At 54.8% G+C, this 25045-nt stretch carries 27 protein-coding genes; 5 read left to right on the top strand and 22 right to left on the bottom strand.

All coding sequences use genetic code 11. The features are described 5' to 3' along the window. Positions 1-4: 4 nt before the first annotated feature. Complete coding sequence (locus IEY39_RS08610; RefSeq protein WP_188930581.1) at positions 5-769, bottom strand: MlaE family ABC transporter permease; 765 nt, start codon at positions 767-769, stop codon at positions 5-7. Between the two features lie 158 nt (positions 770-927). Between IEY39_RS08610 and IEY39_RS08605 the strand changes: the two genes are divergently transcribed. Then, on the top strand, positions 928-2391 hold the full coding sequence (locus IEY39_RS08605; protein WP_188930580.1) for an ATP-binding response regulator: 1464 nt from the start codon (positions 928-930) through the stop codon (positions 2389-2391). Here IEY39_RS08605 and IEY39_RS08600 read toward each other — a convergent pair whose 3' ends face one another. Beyond that, a complete protein-coding gene (locus tag IEY39_RS08600; protein ID WP_188930578.1) occupies positions 2392-3624 on the bottom strand; it encodes an acetyltransferase domain-containing protein in 1233 nt (410 codons plus the stop codon). It abuts the gene before it with no gap. A gap of 93 nt (positions 3625-3717) precedes the next feature. Further along, entirely contained in the window at positions 3718-4155 is a 438-nt protein-coding gene (locus IEY39_RS08595; protein ID WP_188930577.1) for a response regulator, read from the bottom strand. 34 nt (positions 4156-4189) lie between these two features. Here IEY39_RS08595 and IEY39_RS08590 point away from each other — a divergent pair, with 34 nt between their 5' ends. Then, positions 4190-4363 carry a hypothetical protein gene (locus IEY39_RS08590; protein WP_188930576.1) on the top strand — a complete coding sequence of 58 codons (174 nt, stop codon included), beginning with the start codon at positions 4190-4192 and terminating at the stop codon, positions 4361-4363. Positions 4364-4451: 88 nt separating this feature from the next. Here the strand turns inward: IEY39_RS08590 and IEY39_RS08585 are convergent, their stop codons facing one another. From IEY39_RS08585 to IEY39_RS08565, 5 genes are all read right to left on the bottom strand, one after another. Continuing rightward, a complete protein-coding gene (locus IEY39_RS08585) occupies positions 4452-4841 on the bottom strand; it encodes a hypothetical protein (RefSeq protein ID WP_188930575.1) in 390 nt (129 codons plus the stop codon). 23 nt (positions 4842-4864) lie between these two features. Beyond that, complete coding sequence (locus IEY39_RS08580) at positions 4865-5398, bottom strand: YceI family protein (RefSeq protein ID WP_188930574.1); 534 nt, start codon at positions 5396-5398, stop codon at positions 4865-4867. Between the two features lie 54 nt (positions 5399-5452). Beyond that, positions 5453-6025: a YceI family protein gene (locus IEY39_RS08575; RefSeq protein WP_188930572.1), complete on the bottom strand. Its 573-nt coding sequence runs from the start codon at positions 6023-6025 to the stop codon at positions 5453-5455. A 70-nt stretch (positions 6026-6095) separates the two neighbouring features. Beyond that, positions 6096-6725, bottom strand: coding sequence for a nitroreductase family protein (locus IEY39_RS08570; RefSeq protein ID WP_188930570.1), 630 nt, complete (start codon positions 6723-6725; stop codon positions 6096-6098). A gap of 111 nt (positions 6726-6836) precedes the next feature. Then, on the bottom strand, positions 6837-7514 hold the full coding sequence (locus tag IEY39_RS08565) for a TetR/AcrR family transcriptional regulator (RefSeq protein WP_188930568.1): 678 nt from the start codon (positions 7512-7514) through the stop codon (positions 6837-6839). A 235-nt stretch (positions 7515-7749) separates the two neighbouring features. Between IEY39_RS08565 and IEY39_RS08560 the strand changes: the two genes are divergently transcribed. Beyond that, the gene (locus IEY39_RS08560; protein ID WP_188930566.1) at positions 7750-8532 is read left to right on the top strand and encodes a DUF6089 family protein; all 783 of its coding nucleotides are present in this window, start codon (positions 7750-7752) and stop codon (positions 8530-8532) included. Between the two features lie 49 nt (positions 8533-8581). On the opposite strand, the gene IEY39_RS08555 is transcribed toward IEY39_RS08560, so the two are convergent. The 10 genes from IEY39_RS08555 to IEY39_RS08510 form a co-directional block, all read right to left on the bottom strand. Then, on the bottom strand, positions 8582-8743 hold the full coding sequence (locus IEY39_RS08555) for a hypothetical protein (RefSeq protein WP_188930564.1): 162 nt from the start codon (positions 8741-8743) through the stop codon (positions 8582-8584). Between the two features lie 9 nt (positions 8744-8752). After that, on the bottom strand, positions 8753-9205 hold the full coding sequence (locus IEY39_RS08550; protein ID WP_188930562.1) for a DUF6934 family protein: 453 nt from the start codon (positions 9203-9205) through the stop codon (positions 8753-8755). Positions 9206-9265: 60 nt separating this feature from the next. Beyond that, the gene (locus IEY39_RS08545; RefSeq protein WP_188930560.1) at positions 9266-12607 is read right to left on the bottom strand and encodes an ABC transporter permease/M1 family aminopeptidase; all 3342 of its coding nucleotides are present in this window, start codon (positions 12605-12607) and stop codon (positions 9266-9268) included. 26 nt (positions 12608-12633) lie between these two features. Continuing rightward, complete coding sequence (locus tag IEY39_RS08540; protein WP_188930558.1) at positions 12634-13521, bottom strand: ABC transporter ATP-binding protein; 888 nt, start codon at positions 13519-13521, stop codon at positions 12634-12636. 10 nt (positions 13522-13531) lie between these two features. Continuing rightward, a complete protein-coding gene (locus IEY39_RS08535; protein ID WP_188930556.1) occupies positions 13532-14311 on the bottom strand; it encodes a hypothetical protein in 780 nt (259 codons plus the stop codon). A gap of 10 nt (positions 14312-14321) precedes the next feature. Further along, a complete protein-coding gene (locus IEY39_RS08530; protein ID WP_188930553.1) occupies positions 14322-14702 on the bottom strand; it encodes a GntR family transcriptional regulator in 381 nt (126 codons plus the stop codon). 2 nt (positions 14703-14704) lie between these two features. Continuing rightward, positions 14705-15562, bottom strand: coding sequence for a hypothetical protein (locus IEY39_RS08525; protein ID WP_188930552.1), 858 nt, complete (start codon positions 15560-15562; stop codon positions 14705-14707). Further along, complete coding sequence (locus IEY39_RS08520) at positions 15559-16389, bottom strand: ABC transporter ATP-binding protein (RefSeq protein WP_188930549.1); 831 nt, start codon at positions 16387-16389, stop codon at positions 15559-15561. Before IEY39_RS08520 ends, IEY39_RS08525 begins: the two co-directional genes overlap by 4 nt. A gap of 150 nt (positions 16390-16539) precedes the next feature. Then, entirely contained in the window at positions 16540-17436 is an 897-nt protein-coding gene (gene bla / locus IEY39_RS08515) for a class A beta-lactamase (protein WP_188930547.1), read from the bottom strand. Next, positions 17423-18346, bottom strand: coding sequence for a hydroxypyruvate isomerase family protein (locus IEY39_RS08510; protein ID WP_188930545.1), 924 nt, complete (start codon positions 18344-18346; stop codon positions 17423-17425). The genes bla and IEY39_RS08510 overlap by 14 nt, the downstream gene beginning before the upstream one ends. Positions 18347-18389: 43 nt before the next feature. Between IEY39_RS08510 and IEY39_RS08505 the strand changes: the two genes are divergently transcribed. After that, complete coding sequence (locus tag IEY39_RS08505) at positions 18390-19499, top strand: acyltransferase family protein (RefSeq protein WP_188930543.1); 1110 nt, start codon at positions 18390-18392, stop codon at positions 19497-19499. Here IEY39_RS08505 and IEY39_RS08500 read toward each other — a convergent pair. Both IEY39_RS08500 and IEY39_RS08495 read right to left on the bottom strand, forming a co-directional pair. After that, positions 19488-19877, bottom strand: coding sequence for a winged helix-turn-helix transcriptional regulator (locus IEY39_RS08500; protein ID WP_188930541.1), 390 nt, complete (start codon positions 19875-19877; stop codon positions 19488-19490). The genes IEY39_RS08505 and IEY39_RS08500 overlap by 12 nt on opposite strands. A gap of 232 nt (positions 19878-20109) precedes the next feature. Further along, positions 20110-21102: an MBL fold metallo-hydrolase gene (locus IEY39_RS08495; protein ID WP_188930539.1), complete on the bottom strand. Its 993-nt coding sequence runs from the start codon at positions 21100-21102 to the stop codon at positions 20110-20112. A 47-nt stretch (positions 21103-21149) separates the two neighbouring features. Between IEY39_RS08495 and IEY39_RS08490 the strand changes: the two genes are divergently transcribed. Continuing rightward, on the top strand, positions 21150-21629 hold the full coding sequence (locus tag IEY39_RS08490; RefSeq protein WP_188930537.1) for an OsmC family protein: 480 nt from the start codon (positions 21150-21152) through the stop codon (positions 21627-21629). Here IEY39_RS08490 and IEY39_RS08485 read toward each other — a convergent pair. Both IEY39_RS08485 and IEY39_RS08480 read right to left on the bottom strand, forming a co-directional pair. After that, complete coding sequence (locus IEY39_RS08485; RefSeq protein ID WP_188930535.1) at positions 21607-22338, bottom strand: acyl-CoA desaturase; 732 nt, start codon at positions 22336-22338, stop codon at positions 21607-21609. The genes IEY39_RS08490 and IEY39_RS08485 overlap by 23 nt on opposite strands. A 100-nt stretch (positions 22339-22438) precedes the next feature. Beyond that, positions 22439-24907 (bottom strand): YfhO family protein, encoded by a 2469-nt coding sequence (locus IEY39_RS08480; RefSeq protein WP_188930533.1) that lies wholly within the window; start codon positions 24905-24907, stop codon positions 22439-22441. Positions 24908-25045 lie beyond the last annotated feature (138 nt).

Genomic DNA, 25045 nt, shown 5'->3' with positions numbered 1-25045 from the left:
TTACTTATAAAAGATCGGTGATCTGGGCTGCGATCATATCGATGATGAACACTGCCAGCGAGGACGCCACTACCGCGCTGTTGGCTGCAATACCGACGCTTTCCGTCCCCCGGCTGGCGTGATAGCCCTTGTAGCAGCCGATGATGCCGATGACATAACCAAAGAAGAAGCTCTTTATCACTGCCGGGAAGATATCGACGAAATCCAGGTGGGCCATTCCTGCTGTGAAGAAATGCCTCAGGGAGGTAACATCATGAATGTTCATGGCGAGGTAGCCGCCGAAGAGCGCGATGCCGTCGGTGAGGATGGTGAGCAGCGGGATCATCAGCGTGGTCGCCACTGTGCGCGTGACCACCAGGAAGTGGAAGGGATTTATTGCCGAGACTTCCATGGCGTCTATCTGTTCGGTGACGCGCATTGAACCGAGCTCTGCGCCCATCCGCGACCCGATCTTTCCACAGCAGATGAGCGCCGTGATCATCGGTCCGATCTCTCTTACGACGGAGACTGCGATCATGCCCGGGATGAGGGAGACTGCGCCGAAGCCTGCCATGGAAGGCCGTGTTTGGATGGTGAGCACAGCGCCCATGATAAAGCCGGTGAGCCCGATGAGCAAGGTGGATTTGTAGCCGACCAGGTAGCATTGATAGAAGATCTCCCGCCACTCAAAAGGGGGCTTCACCACTTCCCGGAAGAAGCGGAGCATGAAGGCGGTGAGATCACCGGCCTGATGGAAGAAGGTTTGATATCGGTGCAGGAAAGGCTGCATCGTACTGAATTGGTTAAGTTAGTGTTCATACTATAGGATTCAATTATCAATCCACGCCGCTTCCAGCGGCGTTTGGCATGTTATTTTTTGTGAAAATTGGGGAAATAGTTCCACAGCTGCGAAGCGAACGGCGATGAGATAATAGGTTACTTTTGGGGATGATCCTGATTGTCGATGACAAACCTGAAAACATTCTTTCACTCAAGACCATCCTTGAATTACATTCGTTTCCTACCGATACGGCGCTGAGTGGAGAAGAAGCGTTGAAAAAGATACTCCGGCAATCCTATGCACTTATTATCGTGGATGTACAGATGCCCGGCATGGATGGATTTGAGGTTGCCGAAGCGATCAGTGGTTACAGTAAGGCCCGGGATGTCCCGATACTTTTTCTTTCCGCTGTCAGTACCGAGAAGAAATTTATCACCAAAGGTTATAGTTCGGGGGGCATCGATTATATCACCAAGCCTATCGATGCGGATATCCTTTTGTTAAAGGTGAAGACTTTCTATCGGTTGTATGAGCAGAACCGGGAGTTGAACCGTATCGAGACCAGTCTGCGCAGCGAGATCGAGTATCGCAAGAAGATGGAAGGGGAGCTGCAGGAGCGGGCGGGAGAGCTTCATTCCATCCTCGAGTCGCTTCCGCAGGTAGCGTTTACGACCCGGGCCGACGGACAGATCGAGTTTGTCAACGAGCAATGGTTGAACTATGCCCCTTCGAAACAGGAATTCCCGTTTACGCATCCTGATGATGCCGATCTTCCGCGGGTGTGGGCCAGGACGGTGGCGATGGGTGAGGCGTTGGAGCTGGAGATCCGCGTGCGGCGCATCGACTCCGAGCAATACCGGTTTCACCTGTTGCGGGCCATGCCTATCCGGGAAGGCGAGACCATCGTCAAATGGGTGGGTACGTTTACCGACATCGAAGATCAGAAGCAGGCCGTGAAGCGGAAGGATGAGTTTATCAGCATTGCCAGTCATGAGCTGAAGACCCCGTTGACGACCATCAAGGCGTATATGCAGCTGCTCGATCGCAGCATTTCGACCGGAAACCCCACCAAGCAATATGTAGAACGGGCACTCGCGCAGGTGCGCAAACTCGACAACCTGATAGTAGAGCTGCTCGATCTTTCCAAGATCGAGAGCGGGAAACTGAAATTCAACAAGAAATTATTTTCTTTCGAGGCGATGCTGTCCAATGCCATCGAGATGATACAGCAGACCTATCCGGACTATCACATCACGCGGAAGGGGACGGCCGATGTAGAACTATATGGAGATGAGACGCGGATAGAACAGGTGATCATCAATTACCTCACCAATGCGGTGAAGTATTCGCCTGACAGAAAGGAGATCGACATCGCGACGGTGGTGAAGCCGGATGGCCGGCTTTTTGTGGAGGTGCGGGACTATGGTATCGGCATCCGCAAGGACCACCAGGCCGATATCTTCAGTAAGTTTTACCGGGTGGAGGAATCGGCCAACCGGTTTCAGGGATTGGGTATCGGGTTGTATATCTGTGCGGAGATCATCCGGCGGCATGAAGGAGAATTCGGAGTGGAGAGCGAGCCGGGGGAGGGGTCTGCTTTCTATTTTTCCGTTCCACTTTCAGTTGGCTGACTATAGATAGCTCAGCCATTTTTGTTGCGCCTGGTGACTGCGTTTGTAGGCGTCGAAGCGTTTGCAAAGCGGATAGAGCGCCAGTACGACGATGATCCACACTGCGTAGACGACCCAGAGATCGAAGCCATAGCCTTTTAGCCGGGGATTGCTGGTGACCCAGGCGGTGATGTTGGTCATGTCCGAGGCGGGGTGTCCCTGGCTCATGGCGGCGAGGACAGCGATGCCGTGGAAGATATAGATATGCAGGATATAATAGAAGAAGGGGACGCGGCCGAAGACGGAGATAGCCGAGGCGAACTTGTTCAGCGGACGTTCGGTGTATGCGAGGAAAAGAAAGGCTGGTCCGAGGGTCATCAGGATATAGCACAGCGAGGGCGGATATTTCGTGACATTGATAAAGGACAGGACGGTGTAGAGGGCGTTGTGTTGGACGGACCAGGGGGAGGGGTCGCCATAGTGATTGATAGCGCGGATGACGATGAAGGCGCCGATGGAGAAGAGGCCGAGGTTGCGCAGGGTCTTTTTTCTCCGGGCGGGGTCGACATCCGGTGCATATAGCTGACCGAGATAGTATCCGATGGTGAGGATACCCAACCAGGGCAGGATAGGATAGCCGATGACAAAGCTGAAGTGCGGGTAGGAGAAGAAATGAAACTCGTGGAGGGCGGACCAGCCGACGGCGTCGAGGCCGTTACCCGGGACATGGATGCCGTCGAGGAGGTTGTGGGTGCAGATGAGGAGGAGGGCAGTGGCGAGCAGCATGGGTCTGCTGAGATAGACGAGCGCGGAGAGGATGACCATGGTGGCGCCGAAGGCCCAGATGACCTGTAATATATAGAAGGTGAAGTGGACGTTGAAGGTCCAGGCGACGGTGACGACGAACAGTTCGATAAAGATGAGCCAGGCGCCGCGGGTGAGCAGGAAGAAGGAGACGGCTTTGCGCCCGTTCTTATTTCCATAGAGCCAGGCGGCGACGCCGGCCAGGAGCATGAAGATCGGCGCGCAATAGTGGGTGATCCAGCGGGTGAGGAACAGCGCCGGCGAAGCCTTTGACAGATCGGTCGGGTCGTAGAGATAGGCGCTGTTATTAAAATAATCGCGGGCGTGGTCGAGGGCCATTATGATCATGACGAGACCTCGGAGCAGATCGATAGACGCTACCCGCCGGGAGCGGCCGGCTTGTGCGGGAATGGTGGTAGTGGCGGTCAGTGGAGCAGTAGCTGTTGACATGCGATGGGGGTTTTTACCCTGCAAAGATGGGTCGTTTATCCCGATGTGCAAGGGGTGGTGGACTACCTGGAGGAAAGAAAGGAGGTAGTCCAGTTATCTGGCAGGGTGTGGGGTCGATGGCGATGGTGGGGAGGGTTGGACGTCGGGCTGCTGTTTGGGAGATCCCACGTCTTTTTTGACGGCCATTTGTACGATGGCTTCGAGGGTGGCGATGTCGAATGGTTTTTGGAGGAAGTAGTCGGCCTGGGCTTCGCGGGCCAACTCTGTGATGTTGCTGTTGGCGCTGAAGAAAATGACGGGAATGTCCAGCGTTTCGGGGTCCAGCTTGAGCAGGCGGGTTGCTTCTATGCCGCCGGGGCCCGGGATCCAGTTGTCCATCAGGATGACATCGGGGTGGTAGAGCGCTGCCTGGCTGACCACCTGGTTGGAGCTGTTTAGGGTCTGCACGTCGTAGCCTTTTTTGCGGAGGACGATGGTGCAGATCTGCAGGATGTCTACATCATCGTCCAATATCAATACCCTTTTTTTCATACTGGTTGATTGTTATACATAGTTGCTGAAAATCTTGTGCCAGCAATTGGGATGGGGGAGACCCCGGGGGTGGGATGCGTATGAGTGGGGTGGGGTGTGGAGCGGCGCCAGGCGCCTGGTGCGGCTGACTGGGGAGGGATGCCGGCCGCGGGTGTTGGAATGCGGGGACGGCGGGAAGATGCAATGGATGCGGGCGGGATGTGGATAAAAAGAAACCCGGGTGCTAAGGTGCGCCCGGGTCATGGTTGTGATTATTGGTTAATGCCTCGCTTTTGAAAAGCCTTTCTACAAAATTTCTATTTTTTTATAAACAATGGCTTTAGCGTATACCAGCCGAGGGCCGGAAAGAAGTGCATGGGGATGACCATGCCGGGGAAGAGTTCGGGGGTTTGCATGTCCAGGGGCAGTTTGAAGCCGATGGGCAACAGCAGGCTGGCGAAGCTGAGCAGGGTGAAGAGCAAGTTGAACACGATCTCTCCTTTTGCCTTTAGCAGCTTGTCCGCAACGGTGTAACCGATGGCTGCAAGTACGCCGCCGAACAGGCTCGAGGCCAGGATGCGGATGGTTCCGACGATCTTGGAAAAATCTGCCTCATTGATCTTATAGTAGATTCTGGCGTAGACGATGCCGGCGATGCCTGCGAGTATGCCGGAGATGAGGCCCAGTAATAATGCTTTCTTAAACATGTATCGGTGTTTGTGTTTTCAGCCTATTTGGTGACGGGGACGGAAACGTCGATCTTGATCGATTCGCCTACTTCCCCGCCGGGTTTGCCCACTTTGAAATCGTTGCGGTTGACGGTGAACGAACCAGCGAAGGTGCCGCCAGTGCCAGTCTTCTTGAAGGTGAACGGGAAGGTGATAGCCTTGGTGACGCCGTGCATTGCCAGGTCGCCGGTGACCTGGTAACCGTTGGCGGTTTTGGCGACGCTTTTAGAGACGAAGTGGATCGTGGGATATTTTGTCGCATCTAACCATTCGTCGCTTTTGAGATGTTTGTTTTGCAATCCGTTGCCGGTGTTGACGGTGGCAACGTCGATGGTCACATCGAATTTAGATGCGGCCGGATTCTGTTCGTCGAAGGCGATGGTGCCTTTAAACCCCTTGAAGATGCCGCCGGCGTCGTCGCTGCTGAAGGCGATGTTGTAGCCATCGGCGATCTGCCAGTTCGTTGCCGCGATGAAGGCGAAGGCGCTACCGGTGAGGAGCAGGAGAGCGGCGAGGGGAGCTATATACTTCTTCATAAACATTTTTTGAGAGAGTCCCTGCCGATTGTGGCAGCAGGGACTTTTTGGGAATTAGCCTTTTACAAATTCGGTGTTAGCAACCAGGGTTACGTCATCGCTGACCATACCCGCGGGGAAGTTGGCGCCGATGCCGAAGTCGGTACGTTTGATGGTTCCGGTGACCTTGAAGCCGGCAATGGTCTTTTTGTTCATCGGGTTGACGGTTGTTCCATTGAAGGTGGCTGTGAGCGTGACGGGCTTGGTGACGCCATGGAGGGTCAGATCGCCGGAGACCTGGTAGGTCTTGTCGCTTACCTTTTTAAAGCTGGTGCTTTTGAAGGTGAGGGTAGCGAATTTGGCAGCGTCAAAGAAATCCGGGCTCTTCAGATGGTTGTTGCGTTGTTCGTTGCCGGTGTTGACGGAGCTCATGTCGGCAGTGAATTCGACGACGCCGTCGGAGAAATCGTCTTTGGAGGAGGTCAACGTGGCAGAAACAGTACCGAAGGAGCCGTCAATTTCGTTGATGCCCATGTGGGTGATGCCGAAATTGACCTGGGAGTGAGCTTTGTCCATGCTCCATGTCTGTGCAAAGGTAGAGCCCGCTACGAGGATAAGAGCTGCTGCGCTGAGAATGATCTTCTTCATTTTTTGGTTTTTTGTGTTTTTAAGAATGGCTTTTTTGCTTTTGATGTTTGTTCAATGTTTGAACACGAATTTATAGTTCAATTATTAATTCCTCTTTGGGGCGACGGACTTTTTTGAGTTGGCCGTATTTGTCGTTTGCAGCGTCGCGGTAGCCTAAGGCCATAAGTGCGTAGCTGCGGAGTCTTTTTTGGGGCAGGCCGAGCAACTGGTCGAGTTCGGCGTTGCGGAATCCTTCCATCGGGGCGGCGTCCACTTCTTCGAGGGCGGCGGCGGCGATGGCCAGGCCCAGGGCGATGTACGTTTGACGGGCGGCCCATTGCGCGCGGAATTCCGGGGTATAGCCGGCGAACCGGGCTTTGAGCTTATCCACATACTCTTTTTGTGCGCCGGGTGCCAGGTTGCGCTCGCTGGCGATGTGATCGTAGACTGCATCGATCCTTTGAGCCGTTACATCTTCCCAGGCGGCGAAGATCAGCAGATGAGATGCTTCGACTATCTGGGGTTGGTTGTTGGCGATGGGTTTTATTTTTTCCAGCAATTGTTTATCGGTGATCTGCAGGATGGTGAAGGGTTGGAGACCATTGGAGGTCGGGGCCAGTCTTACGGCTTCGAGGATGGTATCGACCTTCTCCTGGGGGAGTTGTTCACCGGTCATCCGCTTCGTGGCGTAGCGCCATTGCAATGCATCCAAGAGAGACATATGAGTGTTTGTGTTTTTTGTTAGATTTTTTTTCGGTAGTCCGGAATTGCCTTTTGAGCTACCGGGATTATAATTTATAACAGTGTTACGGTTGAGCGCCAAAAAAAGCGTTTAAGGGTTTTCGGTGGTTGACGGGTTTTCCGCGGTTGTCGGATTTTCCGCGGCCTGGATGCCCCGGATAAAGCTGCACATGACGTCTTCGAGGACCAGCAGCGGCAGGCTTCCGTGGTCGTCGCCGGTCTTTGGGGCGGTTGCCGTGCGGCCGAGGGTGGTCATATTGATAGACACAAGGCCGTGGAGCATGGACCAGAAGGACTGGTATTTCAGGAAAGGGTTAAAGGACGGTTGTTTACCTGCGGGCACCATGGCTACGATGCTGCTGGTGATGACCTCGTTGAAGGTGCCCATTGCCGGGATCTTGCTAACGGTTTCACAGGTAGGGATACCGAGGCCGAACATCAGCTGGTAGTATTCCTTGTTCTGGAAGGCGAAATCCCAGTAGGCGCGGCCCATAGCCCTGATCTGGTTGGCAGGGTTGTCCTGGCCGGCTTTTGCCTTAATGAGGCTGTCGGTGAGTAATTGGAACCCTTTTCTATTGAATTCCAATAAGATAGCGTCCTTGTTCTCAAAATGACTGTAGATGACAGGGACACTGTATTCGATGGCGTCGGCAATTTTCCGGATGGAAAAGGATTGCCACCCTTCGGTGACGATCATTTCCCAGGCGGTTTCCAGGATGCTGGCCCGGACCTCTTCTTTTTGCCTTAGTTTACGATCTGTGATTCCCATTTTCTAGCTCTGTTACTTTCTGTAACAGTGTTAGGCAAAATTACACCCTTATTTTGTTTTGCCAAATTTTTTTTGGGGAGGGGCCGGGGGAGGCTTTTTGGAGCGGGGTGGAGGGGGAGGCTGGGGCTTAATTTCCACACATCGCGGTGATTTTCACCTTGTTGAAAAGTAACGAGCTGAAATGCCCAAGAGGGTACGATAGTTGGGATAGGGGGTATCTAAACTATTCTTACTTATGAAGCGGATATTCGCCTGGGTCGCCGCGATGGTATTGACGGGTTGTTTTGCTACCAGGGTGCGCGGACAAAATTCTACTCTGCCAAATTCTACTCTGCCAAAATGGGAAGTCGGGGTCAGCGGGGGCATTTTTATCTACCAGGGTGATCTGGCGCCTTCTATCGTTGGCTCGTATAAGCCGAGCCTGCTTAGTGTGGGTGGAACGGTGTATGCCGATAGGATAGTGAATCGCTTTCTCGCGTTGCGCACCAGCCTCACTGTTGCCGGACTAAAGGGAGACGACCGGAAATATGATGCGGAAGCCTGGCGGCATGCCCGCGCGCTGCGATTTCATACCTCGGTGACAGAGCTCTCGGAGAGTTTCGTCTGGAACATCTTTGACAATAATGACGGAAATGCACGCACGCGGTTTACGCCTTACGTGTTGGTGGGTGTAGGATATGCGCTGCTTGGAGTGCACCGGGATGCGAGCCGGTTCGATACAGCTTATTTTGGAGCGCAGTCCGTTGTCACAAACGGGTTGAAAACCGATCTTGCTACGAAACCGCCACAGGGTGTTGCCATTATTCCGGTGGGCGTCGGGTTGCGGTGTATGGTATCACCGGCCTGGTCGGTGAATGTCGAGGGGGTGTACCGCTTTAGCAGTACGGATTATCTGGATGGATTTAGTAAGGTGGGAGACCCCAGCAGGAATGATCATTATTATAGCCTGGAAGTTGGGGTGAGCTATGCTTTTTTGAAGGGAGACAGGACGTCGAAGTGCCCGGTGATGAGGGAGTGATATGTAACTATGTTGCCGGAAGAGGACGAGGCGATTGGGTCGGGATGTCTTAGATGAGACCGTTGAAGTTGGTATTGCTCAGAAGCTTTTTACCCCTGGCGATTTTTTCGGGAAAAAGAGTGTCCTTGGGGTCGATGGTGCTTTGAATAATAATCACCGTTTCTGTCCTCTTTTTGCGAAGCCTTTTAGCTGTTTTTTTTCTTGTAGGCATATGGTAAAGTTAAACAATTCTTTTGATCAAAAAGGCCGAATATTCGGTGTTTTTTGTAGGGTCAAATGTGATCAATTGGCTATCCTCCGCGCCTTCTTTGATTGCAAGCAGGATGAATTCCTTGCTGAATACGGAATAATAGGTTTTTAAGATGCGGCTGTAAAAGCGGTTGCGCTTCTTCGTGCTGCCCTCGAAGTAAATCACTGCGTCGGGATGTTGAGAAGTGAAATGCCTCAGTATCTCAATTACAGTGGCCAGCACCTTCGCGATGTCTCCATTGTTGGAGTTGATCACGTCGTCTATAGTGCCGTCCGAGCGCAAATCACCGAAGCCGAGATTAATGACGTTTCGTATTCCGTAGGGCACAAACTCCACTACCTTCTCGATCCTCGTCTTGCCAAGGCTGAAGAATGTATAACGTGTACTTCGAACTTGTTTATATGGGTACGGAACGTGCGCCATTTTATAAAGCTACAAAATTTAGCATTTTAAAACTAAATTTTGTAGCTTATTGCGGGGCGGTCAGCGGCGGGCGGTGGGGGCGGGGCGGGTGGTGGGTGATGTGGGGGGACCGGTGGGTGTTTTTTGCCAGGCGTCGGCGAGCCAGGTGTGGAGGGAGTCGGGGATGTGGGCGTCGAGGGTGTTGAAGAGGTCGTGGGCGCCGGCATAGGGGCCGCCTTTGCGAAAGGCCCATTGGTCGCGGAAGGCGCGGAGTGCGGTGTTGAGGCTGTCGAAGCCGATGGACCGGCCGAGGGCGTAGAGCTGGAGGGCGGCGCGGGCATCGAGCTCATAGCCTTTGTTGGCGTTGATCAGCGGACGTTCGCCGTCGTGGTCGGTGCGATGGCCCCATGTATAATCCCAGTTGAGGAAGTCTAGCGCCCTTTGCACCTGTGTGCTATCGGGACGTCGCGCAAGGAGGGCCAGGGCGGCATAATGCGGAACGCCGCTGTTAATGATGGGTGCGCCCAGGGTGTTGTTGGGGATCACCGTGGAGCCCCACCATTGATGGGCGAGCTGGACGGCGGCGGTATAATAAGGGTAGTCAAAGTCTCCGCGGTCGCGAAGATCGGCGACCCAGCCGTCGGGTTCGGAAATGAAGATGACTCCCGGGGTGGAGATCTCGTTGCGGCTATAGGCCGAGGATTCGACGAGGCAGAGACGGTCGTAGGGAAAGGGACCGAACGCACGGGAAAAATAGCGCAGCCCATCCTTTAGCGCGGTCTGGTAACGGCGAAGATTAGCCGAATGTACGGGGTGATAGTCTATCTCCACCTGTATGGTCCGGCCGTCGTTGAGCCGGACGGTGTCTGTCCACCGGGCATACCGCGCCGTGGCGATTGCTGCGGGCGGATAGAGGCCGGGGTTGTCCTGGATGAAATGAAAATAGTGACGGCCATTTTGCATCCATTCCTTTTCCAGGCGCCCGGAGGCCTGTACCCATTGACCGGCTGATGTGCTGACGGTGAGGTCGTAGCTGATGAGATCGCCGCCAGCGGCCAGGGTATTCCTGCCGGTGGAGTCGTCCCAGGGGATGTCGATGGCGTGTTTTTCGGGAAGGCCATGGTCCTTGCGGATATCGTTATTACCGATCTCGTCGCCTTCGTCATAGCCGGCGCCAGGGAGATTGCCGGTGGTGAACATGCCGTTGTGCAGTGCGTTTGCGGCATAGAGGCTATTCCGAAAGCCGGGGAAAGCGAGGTTGGAGTGCACCTGGAACTGCATGGAATCACCCGGTTGCAGCGGCACCGGCAGGATATAGAGGCGATAGTCGGAGGGTTCTTTTCGGGGACGGAAGAGATTGAACTTCCCGGCGGGGAAATACAACGGGCAGGTATACGGTAGAATGGCGCCGTTGTGACTGATGTCGAAGTCCAGCCCGTCGCCGTCGATGAGCAGGCTGTCGATGGGCCGGTGGTCTTTGTTCATCACCGTCAGGGTTGCGTGGGTCTCTTCCCTTTGCTCGCCGGGGAAAAGGTCGACAGTCATCGAGAGACGGGTGATACGAGGCAGGGGCATGCCGGCATATTGCTTGAGGTGCTTTTCCACCAGGGCATTTCTTTCATTGTGTTCCCAGGGCGTGAGGTATTCGTTCAGATAGCTGACATTGTAATAAATATATCCGCCGAGAATGAGGAAGAGCGCGAGCAGGGCGCCGAAGCCGATGCGGGCGGGCCCGTGGAAACGCTGACTGGCGAGTCGAAGCCGTTCGCGGAGGGAGCGGGGGACGCCGCGGGCAAAGAAAAGGGAGCCGATGACGATCAGTACCAGACCTGCCGCTGTCCAGTAGAACTGGAACCAGCCAATGGGCCGGGTCATATGGCCGATGCCATCCATGTCGGAAGCCCAGACAAAGGGGATATGGGAATAGAGCAGGGGGGTATAATTGAAGTAATTGAACTCGGAGACCACCAGCATCGCGGTGTAGATAGTGATCGCGACGCCGTAGGCGGCGAACTTATTGTTGACGATGAGTTGGATGGCATAGCAAAAGAGGACCATCGCTACCAGCTTTGGGAAGGTGATGACGAAGGTGGATGCGAAATATACAGGAATATTGACTGCTGTGTAGCCTCTCAGCAGTTGAACGGGCAGGCCTATCAAGGCAGGTGTCAGGGAGAGGAAGGCCGCCAGGCAGCAGAGGCTGACGATCTTGGCGCTGTTAAGCACCCAGTCGGGTGGGGGCAGGGCGTCGTTGATGAAGGCGAAGCCGGTGAGCTTTTCACGGTGGACGGTCTCGCCGGTGTAGAATACGATGATGAGGAAGACAAAGACGAGGAAGATATCGTTAAATACGTCCACAAAGAAGACCGTGCGGGGAAAGTCCTTGACGCCGAAATGGTGCGGGCCGTTCCAGAATACAAAGCTGAGGAAGATGTAGCCACCGGTGAGGATGAGCCAGAAGTAATTATCCCGGATGATGTTGAGCAATTCGATGCGGGTGAGGCTGAAGAGGGTGCGGCGGTAGTAGGAGCCTTGCAGCTGTGTGTGCACGGGGGTGAGACCGGCTGGCAGAGCGGGTGCGGGGCGGGTAGCGCGACGGTCTTTTGTCAGCCTGCCGCTGAAGAAGCGTTCGAAGCTGAAACGCCACCAGGTGATGGCCAGTACGATGGCCCCAACTGAGACCCATAGAATGCGATTTTCCAGGATGAGGCCGGTAAGGGGGATAATGTTGTGATTCAGCTGTTGGGGTGAGAGGCCGCTCTGGGCGCTGTGCACGCCGTTGAGGAGGAAGGGATCGGCCAGAAAGATGATTGTCTGGTTGTTGATATTGTGAAGGAAGAAGTTGGCGAGAATATAGCCCAGGAGGAGAAAAAGTCCGCTGCTATAGATGACCTTGACATTCCGAAAGGCGGCCACGAGTCCGAAGAAAAGGGATGAGGTGAAGAATAGGGTAGGAACGGTGATGGTGAAATAGGGATAGAAATAATAGAGCAGCCGGTTGGCGCCATAGCGACCTGCGGGCTGCCAGCCAAAGACGGGGCCGAGCAGGGACCCCAGCCGGATACCCAGCAGGATGCCCAGGCCAATGACGAGGACAAAGAAGAAAGAGCCGAGGTATCTTCCCCAGAAGTAGCCGGCTTTTGTGATGGGGTAGGAGAGATAGTACTCCTTTGTGTTGTGCTCGAGATCGCGATAGAGCGGTGTGCCCATGATAGCCGAGCTTACGAGCATGAGGAAGATGCTGGTGGCGGCGAGGAATTCGGCCAGCGAGGCCGGGGAATTGAGCACTACCTTTTCCGGGGCCCCTATCGCGCCTTTTGCGAAAATGAATAAGGAGAAGCCGAAGAGCAGGATGAAGTAGACATAGAAGGCCGGGCGGCGCAGCCGGTACCGGATCTCGAATAAGAAGATCTGGGAGAACATAGTAATAGGTTTTATGATGGGTTAGGTTAGATCGTCAGGACATCCATTTTTGTCGCGATGTGGCTGAAGTAAACGTCTTCGAGGTTAGGGGCGCTGGGGACGAAACCATTGCCCGGGGCCTGGCCGGCGAGGATGCGGATATGCAGTTCGCCTGCTTTCAGCTGGGTAGAGATGATGGGGTAGACGGCCCGGTATTGGTCGATGGTGTCGCGGGGGATGCGCTTGCTATATACTTTTCCTTCCAGGGTGGCGACGGCTTCATCCGGCTGGCCGCTGTAGAGGACCTCACCAAGACAGATGATGGCGAAGCGGGAGCAGAGCGTGCTGACGTCTTCGACGATGTGTGTCGAGAGGATGACGATGGTCTGTTCGCCGAGGTGGCTCAGGAGGTTGTAGAATCGGTTGCGTTCGGCAGGGTCGAGGCCGGCCGTGGGTTCGTCGACAATGATGAGCTTTGGACTTCCGATGAGGGCCTGGGCGATGCCCCAGCGTTGTTTCATCCCGCCTGAGTACGTTCCCAGTCTTTTCTTTTTGTCTTTGTAGAGATTAACCTTGTTAAGCAGGCCGTCGACTAGGTCTTTTCTTTCGCCGGCGCGGTCGACTCCTTTGAGTCGGGCGACGTGGTCGAGCATTTGTTCGGCGGAGATGCGGGGGTAGACGCCGAACTCCTGGGGCAGGTAGCCGAGTAACTGCCTGACGCGGGTCTTGTTTTGGAGGACGTCGATGTCGTCCAGGAAAACGGAACCGCCATCGGCCTCCTGCAGGGTGGCGATGGTGCGCATCAGCGAGGATTTGCCGGCGCCGTTGGGCCCAAGCAGCCCGAACATCCCGTTGTCGAGGGTGAGCGAGACGTTGTGCAGGGCGCGTACCCCGTTGGGATAGGTTTTCGATAAGTTGCGAATGGTCAGTTGCATGGAGATTTTTTTATTGGGTGATGACTTGTGTTTTTTTCAGGTTGTCGCCGGAGAGGTCGACATGGGACTCGGGCGTGCAATAAATGGTGGGGTGGGTCAATCTCGCAGACTGGTCTTTCAGTTCTGAGTGGTCATGCAAGTGGATCAGCGGGTTTTCAACGGTGGAATGAGCGTTGAGCACAACGATGCTGTTGAAAGAGCGGATGTTGATGCTGTCGAAGTATTCGCGGGGGGCGGGGCGGTAGAGCTCGTATTGCATGCCGACCCATACAGTAGAATTGAGTACCAGGAGGCGGGCGGAGAGGCCCATGGTCGAATCGCCGGCGCCTTGCAGGTATACTTGACCGTGATTGAGCACAACATCGTCAAAGGCGGGCCCGTAAACGGTCACCTGGGGCAGGTTGGCGCGATAGTGCCCGTCGGAGAAAGGGCGGTGGACGGACGCGGTGATGTTGCCGGTGATGAAAAGCGTATCGCCCTGTTGGCGCCAGGTGATCGCCTGCGGAGAGGCGGCATTTTTTATAAACATATGTGCGTCCGGGTCTTCGTTCTTGCGAGGCAGATCGAGTGCGAATTCCCTGGCGGGAGCGAGGTTGACCCAGATGGCCCCGTCGATGAAAATGACCCGGGAGGCAGGAATGGGCTGTTTTATATAATCCTCTTCGTGCATCTGCTGTGCCGTCACGAAGTGACCTTTGCGGTATTCGCTGTATAGCACGAGGTGGACGGCGATGGCCAATCCGAAAAAGCCGAGGATAAAACCGAGGATCAATTTATTGCTGGTCTTCATTGCCGGTGGTTTAGCTGTTTTTGGCGCGCATTTGTTTTTTGAACTGCTGGTATAGAGGTTTCAGTTCTTCGGGATCCATGCCAAGCAGGAAGAGGCTGCGGAACACCTGGGGCAGATCGGATTCGATGAACAGACGGCGGCGATAGCGGGCGGCCTGTTCGAGTGCATCGTTAGCCGCGAAGAAGCCGATGCCACGCTGGTTGAAGATGATGGACTCCTGTTGCAGGAATTCATACGTACGCATGATCGTATTGGGATTTACTTCCAACTGAACGGCCAGTTCACGGACGGAAGGAATGCGTTCGCCCGGGACCCACTCCTTCAGTAGGATCTTCTCGCAAACATAGTCAGCGATCTGCAGGTAGATGCTTTGGGTTTCTCTGAACTGCATGGCTATACCTGTTTTTCTTTGAGCCGGTGATAGGTGATGAACCAGAAGAACGGGGGCAGCCCGAATTGGATGAGCGTGATCAGCATTTGCTCGACACCAGCCGGCAGCCGGACCTCGTTTTGGGGTGGCTCCATTATATATTTCATCTGGTCCCAGCGAAACACATCATTATTCCAGTTTCTGGGAAGCATCGGGGTGATGACAGTGTTCTCAAAGAGGACAAAGGCTATCAGGAAGAGGACCCCTACGATGACAGTCTTTATAAAGGCATAGCGGGTGTAGTATACCGAACCGAGCAGGGCTACGGCCTGGGCGGTGAAATAGCTATAAAGAAACAAATGGTGGTTGGCTTCCGGGATAGGGGCGCCTACTGCAGTGAAGACGTTATATACGGACAGGAAGGGGATCGGCTGGTTGGTGTTGGGCCAGTTTTGGGGGTGATGGCGGAGTGCGTTGTTAGCCCAGTGCACCATGGGTATGTCTACGCAATAGAAGACTACGGTATAGGCGATGAAGAAGAATACGACGCTGAAGAGCAGGGCGCAGAGCAGTTTCTCGAATTGGGAGGCGGGCAGGGACAACCAGGGCAGGGCTTCCTTTTTTGTACTGAGGTCGGCGAAGAGGAGGCTGGAGAAAAGACAGCCGGCGAAATAAAGTCCGCCGAAAAAGGCGAAGAATTGGGCTATGACCAGGGTTGCATAGCCTTGCATCAGGATGATAAAGGTGAAGAAGACAGCCAGGAGGCCGGCGATGGCCAGCAGCGACAGGATATAGCCGCGACGGTGTTCTACCCAGTGTTTGCCGACGAGCAGGCTCCAACGGGAGAAGCTGAAGAACTGGTTTGCAGGGGTCGTTCTCATGGGAAAAGGGCGTTGATGGTTTTACTGTTGAGCAGGACGGCTTTGTAGAGCATTTCCAGATCGGGCCGGCTGTCCTCTCTGTCGTGGTTGGACAGGATGAGGGCATGGCCTTTTAATGATGACTCGCTATAGAGGGCCTGTGCTTCTTCTTCCGGGTCGAAGGTGAGTTTGAAGAGCAGGGTCTCAGCGATGCGGCTCATGGGTTGGTGGAAGAGGATCTTTCCGTCTTCGAGGATCATCAGGTGGTCGATGAGGTTTTCCAGGTCTTTTACCTGGTGCGTGCTGATGAGGATGCATTTTTCGTCGTCCAATGCGCCGGCGATGACTTTCCTGAACTGGCTTTTGCTGTGGATGTCGAGACCGTTGGTGGGCTCGTCCAGCAGGAGCAAGGGGGCGTTTGTCGCGAGGGCGAGGCTGATGAGGACTTTTTTCTGCTGACCATAGCTGAGTTCGCGCAGGCCGTTGAAAGTAGGGATGGCGAACTCCCGGGTATAATGTTCGAACTGTTGCTGATCGAAGCCGGGGTAGAAGGGCGCCGTGTGGTTTATCCATTGGGCGAGGGAGATGTCCGGCAGCTGGAAGTCTTCCGGGACATGAAAGAGTTTTCCCAGGAAGGCGGGCAGGCGCTTGCGTGGGGTGAAACCGAAGGCTTCGATCTGTCCCTGTTGGGGGAAGAGGTAGCCGGCGATGTTGTGGAGCAGGGTTGATTTGCCGGTGCCGTTGCGGCCGAGCAGCCCGTAGATGTGGCCGGGTTGCAATACGAGGTCGAGGCCCGAGAAGACGGGGCGACGGCGGTAGGCGAAATGGAGGTTTTGGATGGATACCATAGGTAGTGTACTAGTGAAGTAGTGCACTAAGTTGCGACAATTTTTTGAGTCCGGCAAGTTTTTGGGGAGGAATTTTTTTGCGGGGGATTTTTTTGGGGGGTTGGGGTTTTCGGAAGGGATGGTTTTGGGGCGGCGGGGGATGGGGAGGGGTTATGGCGTCTCGGCGGAGGTGGTGTTGGCCTGGAAGACTAGTTGGGCGATGCGGGCGATGACCCATTCGCGGGTGGTTTCGGTGGCTTTTGCGTCGGTGACGAAGACGGCGATGAGCAGGTGCTTTTTGTTGGGGAGGGTGATGATGCCGACGTCGTTGGTGGCTGCGGCGATGCCTTCGGGCGAAACATCGGATGTGCCGGGTTTATGTGCGACGGGGGTGCCGGTGGGCAGGAGACCTTTGAGGCGGCGGGAGATGCGGGTGGAGGCTGTCATCCATTGCAGCAGCTGTTGGGTGCTTGCCGGGGTAAGCAGCAGGCCGGCGTCGAATTTTTCGAGCAGGGCGAGCATGGCGGCGGGGGTGGTCCAGTTGGTGTACTGGACGGGCCAGGAGTGATGCATCTGAGCTTCGGTGGCGGCGATAGAGATATCGGGGATGCCTAATCCTTTTATATACGAATCTACTTGCGCGGGGCCGCCGGCCTTGCGGAAAAGGATGTCGCAGGCGACGTTGTCGCTGTTGATGATGATCGCTGCCAGGAGATCGCGCAGCCGCAGGGATGCGGGTGGCGTTTTATATTGATCGCGAAGGGGGCTAAATTCTTTTGGCTCCCAGTCGTCCTTACTGATGGGGATGGGCTGGTCGAGGGTGAGGTGTTTTTTGTCTACCTGGTCTAGGAAGTAAAGCGCCAGATGGAACTTATAGACACTTTGCATGGGCAGATGCGCGTTGGTGTTGAGGCCTTCGTAGGATGGGGCGCCGGCCATTTTGTAGGCGACGCCGACGGTGCCCTGGGCCATAGGGGCGATGCTGCGGATGGAATCTGGTAATGACTGGCCGTGGGTAGTAAGGCAAAGAAAGAGTAGGGCGGCGGTGAGGGATCTATAGAAAGTCATCTGCTTCGCGGTATGCTTTTATCAGGGCTTTTTCGCCATCGATACCGGTGCCTGCCATGCCGTGCTCCATGCCGAGGACGCCTTTGTAGCCCTTCTGATAGATATGTTTAAAAATGTTCTTGTAGTTCATTTCTCCTGTTCCTGGTTCTTTGCGGCCGGGGTTGTCGCCGATCTGGAAGTAGGCGATATGATCCCAGGCACGGTCGATGTTGGAGATGAGATCGCCTTCGTTGCGCTGCATGTGATACATGTCGAAGAGGTATTGGCAGGAGGGGCTGTTGACGGCTTCGCAGATCATATAGGTCTGGTCGGGATGGCGCAGGAAGAGATCAGGGGTGTCGCTGAGCGCTTCGAGCACCATGATGAGGCCGTGTGGTTCGAGTATCTCGCATGCTTTGCGCAGGGCGTGGATGACGTTTGTCGTCTGGTAGCCCATGGCCAGTTTGCGGTCGTAGTTACCAGGAACGACGGTGATCCATTTGCCCTGACAACGGGCTGCGGTGTCGACGGCGTCGTGGCAGGCTTTAAGGAATTTTTCCAGCCAGGCGGGGTCGCCCGAGCAGAGGGAAGTGCTCAGGGGCCAGTGGTCGAAGTTGAGGACAAAGACCCCCATGCTCATGCCCAGCTGTTTTAGCGTATCGCCGATGCGGGCCTGTTCGGCGGCGGGGCGGTCCATCATTCCGTTGTCTTCGATGGCGCGGAAGCCTTGTTCGTAGGCAAAGCGGATCTGATCGGTGAAGTTCGGTCCGGCGTGATTGCGGAATGTTCCGTCGTGGATGCCGTAGTTGAGATGGAAGGGCGTGCCGGTGGTTTGTTGTGCGGGTCCGCATGCGGCAGCGGTGAGTGCGCTGCCTGCCAGAAGGGAACCGCCGGTGAGCAGCGATTTAGACAGAAATTCTTTTCGTTGCATGGTCCTAAATGTAGGCAATAATTTTCCTATATTCATATCTATTATGACCCAAACCACACCTTCCCAGCGGCTCTACTCGCTGGATGCCCTTCGGGGTTTTGATATGTTCTGGATTGCGGGCGGAGAGGAGATATTCCATAGCCTTGCGAAGATAACCGGAAGTCCTTTCTGGCAGACGTTATCCGATCAATTCGAACACCCGGCGTGGAATGGGTTTCATTTCTACGACCTGATCTTTCCGTTATTCCTGTTTATTGCGGGGGTGGCTACGCCTTATTCCGTCGGTAAGGAGCTGGAGAAGGGGACATCGCGGCAGAAACTGTTGTGGCGTGTCGTGCGCCGCGGGCTCATCCTGGTGTTGCTGGGTATCTATTATAACAACGGGTTGAAGATCCATCCCCTGGCCGAGGTGCGGTTTTGCAGTGTGCTGGGGCGCATAGGACTGGCGTATATGTTTGCGAATATCATCTACCTGTATACGAAGCAACGCGGGCAGTGGATCTGGTTTGCGGGATTGCTTATCGGGTATTGGTTACTATTAACCTTTACTTCTGCGCCTGGTTTCCCGCGTGGTGACCTGACGATGGAAGGGAATTTTGCTTCCTATATCGACCGGTCGATCATTCCTGGCCGGCTGTATCTGAAGATACATGATCCGGAGGGTTTGATGTCCACGATACCGGCGATAGGGACGGGGCTGCTGGGTATCCTGGCGGGGCAGCTTTTGAAGAACAGCTCGCTTTCGGGCGCGGCCAAGTCGGTAAGGCTGGCGCTGGCCGGAGTTGTTTCGATCGTGCTGGCGTTGGCGTGGAATGTCGTGTTTCCGATAAACAAGAACCTGTGGACGAGCTCGTTTGTGTTGAATGTGGGTGGGATCAGCCTGCTGTTGCTGGCCGCCTTTTATTATATCATCGACGTGCGGGGGTACAAGAAATGGGCTTTCTTCTTTACGGTGATCGGGATGAACTCCATCTTTATCTACATATCAGGTCATTTTATCAATTGGAAGTATATGACCGATGGATTTTTTGCCTGGGTAGGGCAATTGATCGGCAGTCCATGGAATGCCTTTGCCATGGTATTTTGTTTCCTGGCCGTGAAATGGGCGGTGCTGTACCTTATGTACAGGAAGAAGATCTTCTTACGTGTTTAGAGCGGCCGCCTTTGCGCGGGTGTCTATTTTCGCCATCAGTGTGTCACTGAAATCGCACATCTGTCCGAGCAGACCGGAGAGCTCTTCTCCTTTGTCGGTGAGGGAATACTCCACTTTCGGGGGGATCTCGTCGAAGTCGGTGCGGGTGATGAGGCCATACCGTTCGAGCAGCTTTAGTCTGTCGGACAGGATGGTATCGCTTATGTACTTGAGATCGTCCTTGATGAGTTTGAAGCGGTTGTTGCCTTCCTGGATACAGAACAGGACGTCGCTGAACCATCTCTTGCTGACGAGATCGAGCAACTCATTAAGGCTGCATTTTTCTTCCAGGAAGGATTGGTTGCGGTAATTGGTGGAACTTGTTTTTCGCTCTGTCATTGCTCATTATTTTGAAGTTGAACGGTAGGGCAGGCAGTCGAATCTTGCAAACATAATTTTTTAGCGGGAGAAACTTCTCCCGATGGCGGGGGGATATGACCGGCTATACTAATTATCGAGCAAGCATCATACTAAGTTTAAACTTAGCTATTTCAAAGAACGGGGTTTTGGGGCCTCCGGTTGGCCGGATTTTAACCCAGTATGAGCATATTTTAACCTCGTTGGGTGGGACTCAGAGGTCGAGGCGGTGGGCTTGTTGGGGGAAGATGAGTTTTACCTGCAGCGGGTTGTTGGCCAGGAGCTGGCGACGGATGGCTTCTTCCTGGTTGCCGACGGGTTTGCGGTGGGTGATGACGACGGGGAGACCTTTGAGGGCGCCTGCGCCGGTGAGGTGGGCGAGGGTTTGCAGCTCTTGTTGCAGCAGGGCGGGGGTCAGGTGGCCGAAGAGCGACTTTACCGGTTGTTCATTGGGGAAGGAGACCTCTATAAAAATGGCTTTCAGCTTACCGGCGGTTACCAGGGGGGCAACGGCCTGCCAAACGGCCTGCATCCGGGTTGAATGTTCGACGCTGTCGGCGCCGGTGTCACCGAAATATAAAAGGCTGTTGCCGCCATTGCGTACGAGGAAGGCCGTGCTTTCGTACGGGTTGCCATGACTTAACGGAAATGCTTGTACGAAGAGGGGTGTCCCCGCGGCGAAGAGCTCTTTACCGGGTTCCATCGGCACGTAGTGGTATTTTTTTAGCTGGGGTTTTTCACCATCGTCGCCGAAGTTGGCCCAGCTTTCCCAGGTGAAATATTTTTCTTTTAGTACGGTGAGGCAGGACGGCAGACCATAAATATTCTTGGCGCTGTCGTCGGGGGAGCTGATGATCAGCCCGGCAACATGGTCGAGGTGCGGGTGGGAGATGAAATAACCTTTTATCCTGTTGCGCAGGATGGCACTTATCGGTGGGGGGAAGAGTCCATTATCTACAGATAGCTTAATGCCCGTATATATAGTTCCGGCGTCGAGACAGATGTAGTCCTGTCCGCCTTTTGCGGCCACCATATAAGAAGAGAGGTTGCTTTCGTCCAGTCCGCCGCGCACGCCGAGGGGGATGACGGTGAAGGCGGGTTCGGTGTTCACCGGTATTGCCGGGGTTTGTGCCCGGAGGGTGGCGGTCAGCAGCAAGCAGCCGATAACGGCCAGGGGCAGGCGGGAAAAGGCGGAGGGCGTATTCATGACCTAAAAATACGCCCTTTGTCGATATTGTTTAATTTTACGGGCCTATGGAAAAAGAACATCATTACGCTACGCAGCTCCGGTGGACCGGTAACCGGGGCGAGGGCACGAGTAACTATCGCGCCTACGACCGGGATCATGTCCTTTCCGCGACCGGCAAGCCGGAGATACCCGGTTCTTCGGATCCTTCCTTTCGCGGTAACCCGCAGCGGTATAACCCGGAGGAACTGCTTGTTGCTTCCTTATCTTCCTGTCACATGCTGTGGTACCTGCATCTCTGCGCCGTCAATGGGGTTGTCGTCGTCGATTACGAGGATTCGGCGTCGGGAGTCATGCAGGAGACCAGTGATGGCGGCGGTCATTTTACGGTGGTCGTACTGCGGCCTGTCATTACCGTTACTGAGTCCGGGATGATCGGGAAGGCGCAGGCCTTGCATCATGAGGCCAATAAGCTTTGTTTTATCGCCAATTCGGTGAAATTCCCCGTTCGGCATGAGCCGGTGATCAAAACTTTCTCAGCCGGATGATGCGGAGTGCGTGCAGGGCCCGCATGATGGGATAAGTGGGGTCCAGTTCGAACCATTTACGGGCAAAATTGGCGTCGTTGGGACTCTTATGATGGTTGTTCTGAAACAGTTCGCCCATCATGAGGAAGTCCAGCGGGAGGGTATTCTTGCTATGATCGTGGTTGTCATAGTTGGAATAGCCATATTTATGTCCGCACCAATTGACGATGGCTCCGTGGATGGGCCCCATAAAATAGTGAATGGGCAGCAGCAGGTAGAGCCACCAGTGCGTTGCAAAGGCGACATAGAATGCGGTGTAGCCGAGGCCGAAGGCGATGCGGGTGGGCCAGAGATCGCTTAGGCGATCGAGAGAGGGCCAGGTGGGATAACGATCGCGAAAGGCCGGTTCGGGTTCCAACTTGTATCTAAGATAGTCGAGATAGATGTTCTTGGTCTTTATCATCAGGCCCCAGACATCCTTTATAAAATGCGGGGAGTGAGGGTCTTTTTCCGTGTCGCTGTAGGCATGGTGCATCCGGTGGAGGATGGCGTAGGCGCGGGGGTTGAGGAAGGACGAGCCCTGGGAGACGAAGGTGAAGCCGTAGAAGAACTTCTCCCAAAATTTATTCATCTTAAACATCTTGTGCGAAGCATAGCGATGCAGGAAGAATGTTTGTGAAAATAGGGACAGAAACCAATGACACAGGAAAAACACGACGACGATAGCCATAACTAAAAACAAAGCCTTTTTGAACTTAAAAGGGCACGAAGTTAGGTGATTTCAGATTACCCCCATGTTATTGTTTACGCTCGTTTTTAGCCATTAAGGGTCAAAAAGACCTTTTTCGAATGATCTGGAAGGCGGTGGCGAGCAGCAATGCCAGCATGAAGATGCCCGCGATGATCTGGATCGTCGTGCCGGTGTAGTAAGAGGCCGGGTGGAAGGTGAACCTGATGGTGTGGCTGCCTGCGGGGATGGAGAGGCCGCGGAGCACATAGTCGGTGCGGATGATGGGGACTTCGTTGTTGTTGATGTAGGCGTGCCAGCCGCGGTTGTAGTAGACTTCGCTAAAGACGGCGAAGCGTGGGGCGGTGGTGGTGGCGTGATAGGTCATTTCGTCATTGTCGTTCTTTTCGAGCCAGATGGAGTCGGTGTTTGCGGGTGTTGCGTCCGCGGCCTTGCTCTGGTCGGCGGTGAAGAGAATAGCCGTATCTCTGGTGTCCAGGTCGGTGAGCGCATCCATCACCGTGCGCGCGTCGGGGGCATAGCGGATGCCGCGGACCAGCCATACCGGGCCGAGGGCCGCTTTGTTGAGTGCGACGGAGTCGCGGCCACCTGCGGTGGGTAACAGGAGATATTTGGTATTGAGCATGTTCAATACCGGCTGGCAATTGGGGTATTTGTATAGTTGATTCTCGATGATATCCTCGTAAATGCTGAGTTTGGCTGGATGATAGCCGGTGATGGAATGATGGAAATAGGGGGTCGGTCCGCTGTTTGTGATGTTTTCCCGTCCTTCGCGGAGATCGAAGACACGGTAATAGCTTTTGTCCGTCAATATCTGCTGGTCGGCGGGTGTGGGTTGGAAGGGGGTTTGGGCTTCCTCTTCGTCCTGGTATTTATCGGCGTTGAGGTATTGAATGTCGGTGGTGATGAGATCGATGAAGGCCAGGGTGCCGATGAGGCCAAGGGAGAGGAAAGGTTTGAGTTTGCCTTTTAGCCAGAAGAAGCCGATAGTGGCGGCGATGGCGATGTAGGCGAGACTGCGGAAGATGCTGCCGAGGAACATGCTTTGCCGATCGTCCCGCAGGGCATGGAGGAACGAGCGGATGAATTCCTGCACCTCGGCCGGTGCGGAGGTAATGCGTTGTTGGAAGCCGCGGTCTCCCTCGGTGGTATAGTCGAAGCTCATGTAGAGCAGGAAGAGGATGACGAAGATGCCGCCCATGAGATAAAGTCCTTTTTTATATTGTTTCCAGGTGGCGTCGCTTTCTGCGGCGGTCAGGGTCAGCAGCCGGTTGAGGCTGAGGGCGGCCAGCATACAAAGCAGGAGGGTAGGGATGACGATGATGACGCTTGGCGCCCGGAATTTGCTATAGCCGGGGAGTATTTTGAGCAGAGGGCCGTTGAATTCGACGAAATAGCTGCCCCAGCTCATCAGGATGGCGAGGACGCCTGCTGCCAGCATCCACCATTTGTGTTTGCCGTCGAGCAGGAAGAAGCCCATCAGGCCGAAGAGGCAGATGACGGCGCCCGCATAGGCGGGACCGGCGGTACCACCGATGCCACCCCAGTAGCTGCGGACCATTTGTTGTAATTGTTGACCTATCTGAGGCGGCATATTTTGGAGGGCGGTCATGGTTTTGGAGTCGTCGGCGGTCATCTGGGCGTCGAAGTTACCGCCGCCGTAGATCTTGGGGACAAAGAGGGTGAAGGCCTCGGTCTTATACATGCTATAGCTGAGCGCATAGTCCTGGCTGAGGCCTGTTTTGGTGATGTTCCCACCGGCGGTAGCCAGGTCGCTGCCGTTGCGCAGCGAGGCTTTTGCGTAATCCATGGTGGTGAGGATGACCACGGCGTTGCTGGCGATGCCGATGAGTCCGGCTGCGGCCCCGAGGGCTATGACGAGGGCGATGTGGCGATAGTCTTTTTGACGGACCCAGCGGATGAGATAGGCGAGGGTCATAAAAGCGGCGGTGATGAGGCCGTAGTAGACGATCTGCGGGTGGTTGGCGGCGATGAAGAGGGAGGTGAAGAGGGCAAGGGTGGCGGTTCCCAGCCAGTACTTTTTCTCATAGAGCCAGAGGAGGGAGGCGAGGAAGGCGGGCATGATCGCGATGGCTTCCATCTTTGTCGAGTGGCCGACGACGAGGATAGATGGGTTATAGGTGGAATAGGCATAGGCCAGGGCCGTGAACATGCCCACGTAAGGGTTTACCCGAAGGGCGAGGGCAAGCAGGTAGAAGCAGATGCAGGCGAGGAGAAAGAAGTTGGCGGGCGCCGGCAGGCCCAGCGTGAGAATATTATATATAAGGTATTGTGGTGAGAAGGCCGGGGTGTCCATGGCGATCTGGTAGGCGGGCATGCCGCAGAAGAGATTTTCGGTCCAGAGCGGAAATCGTCCATGAATCTCTTTGTATTGGAAGGAGTTCTGTGCCATGGCCTTCCAGCCGGCGGTATCGTCGGGAGAAAGGGTTTTATGTTCGAAGATGGGTTTGCAGTAGACGACGGCTACCAATAAAAATACCCCGATGGCGATGGCATGGGGAATGAATGGGCGATACCAGGACTTTTGCATGAGGGCAATATAACGTAATAGCTTATTTTCAGGAAATAGAAAATGAGCGTGCGCCGAAGGCATGGGGAGATGCATAGGGAGGGGGCAGGGGAGTCGCGCGGGGAGGTGCGCGGGGATACATTAGATAAAAATAATATG

Origin of the sequence: Puia dinghuensis (assembly GCF_014642875.1) — a bacterium.
In the GTDB taxonomy this organism is placed as follows: domain Bacteria; phylum Bacteroidota; class Bacteroidia; order Chitinophagales; family Chitinophagaceae; genus Puia; species Puia dinghuensis.
This window is presented reverse-complemented; position numbering and strand designations above follow the sequence as displayed.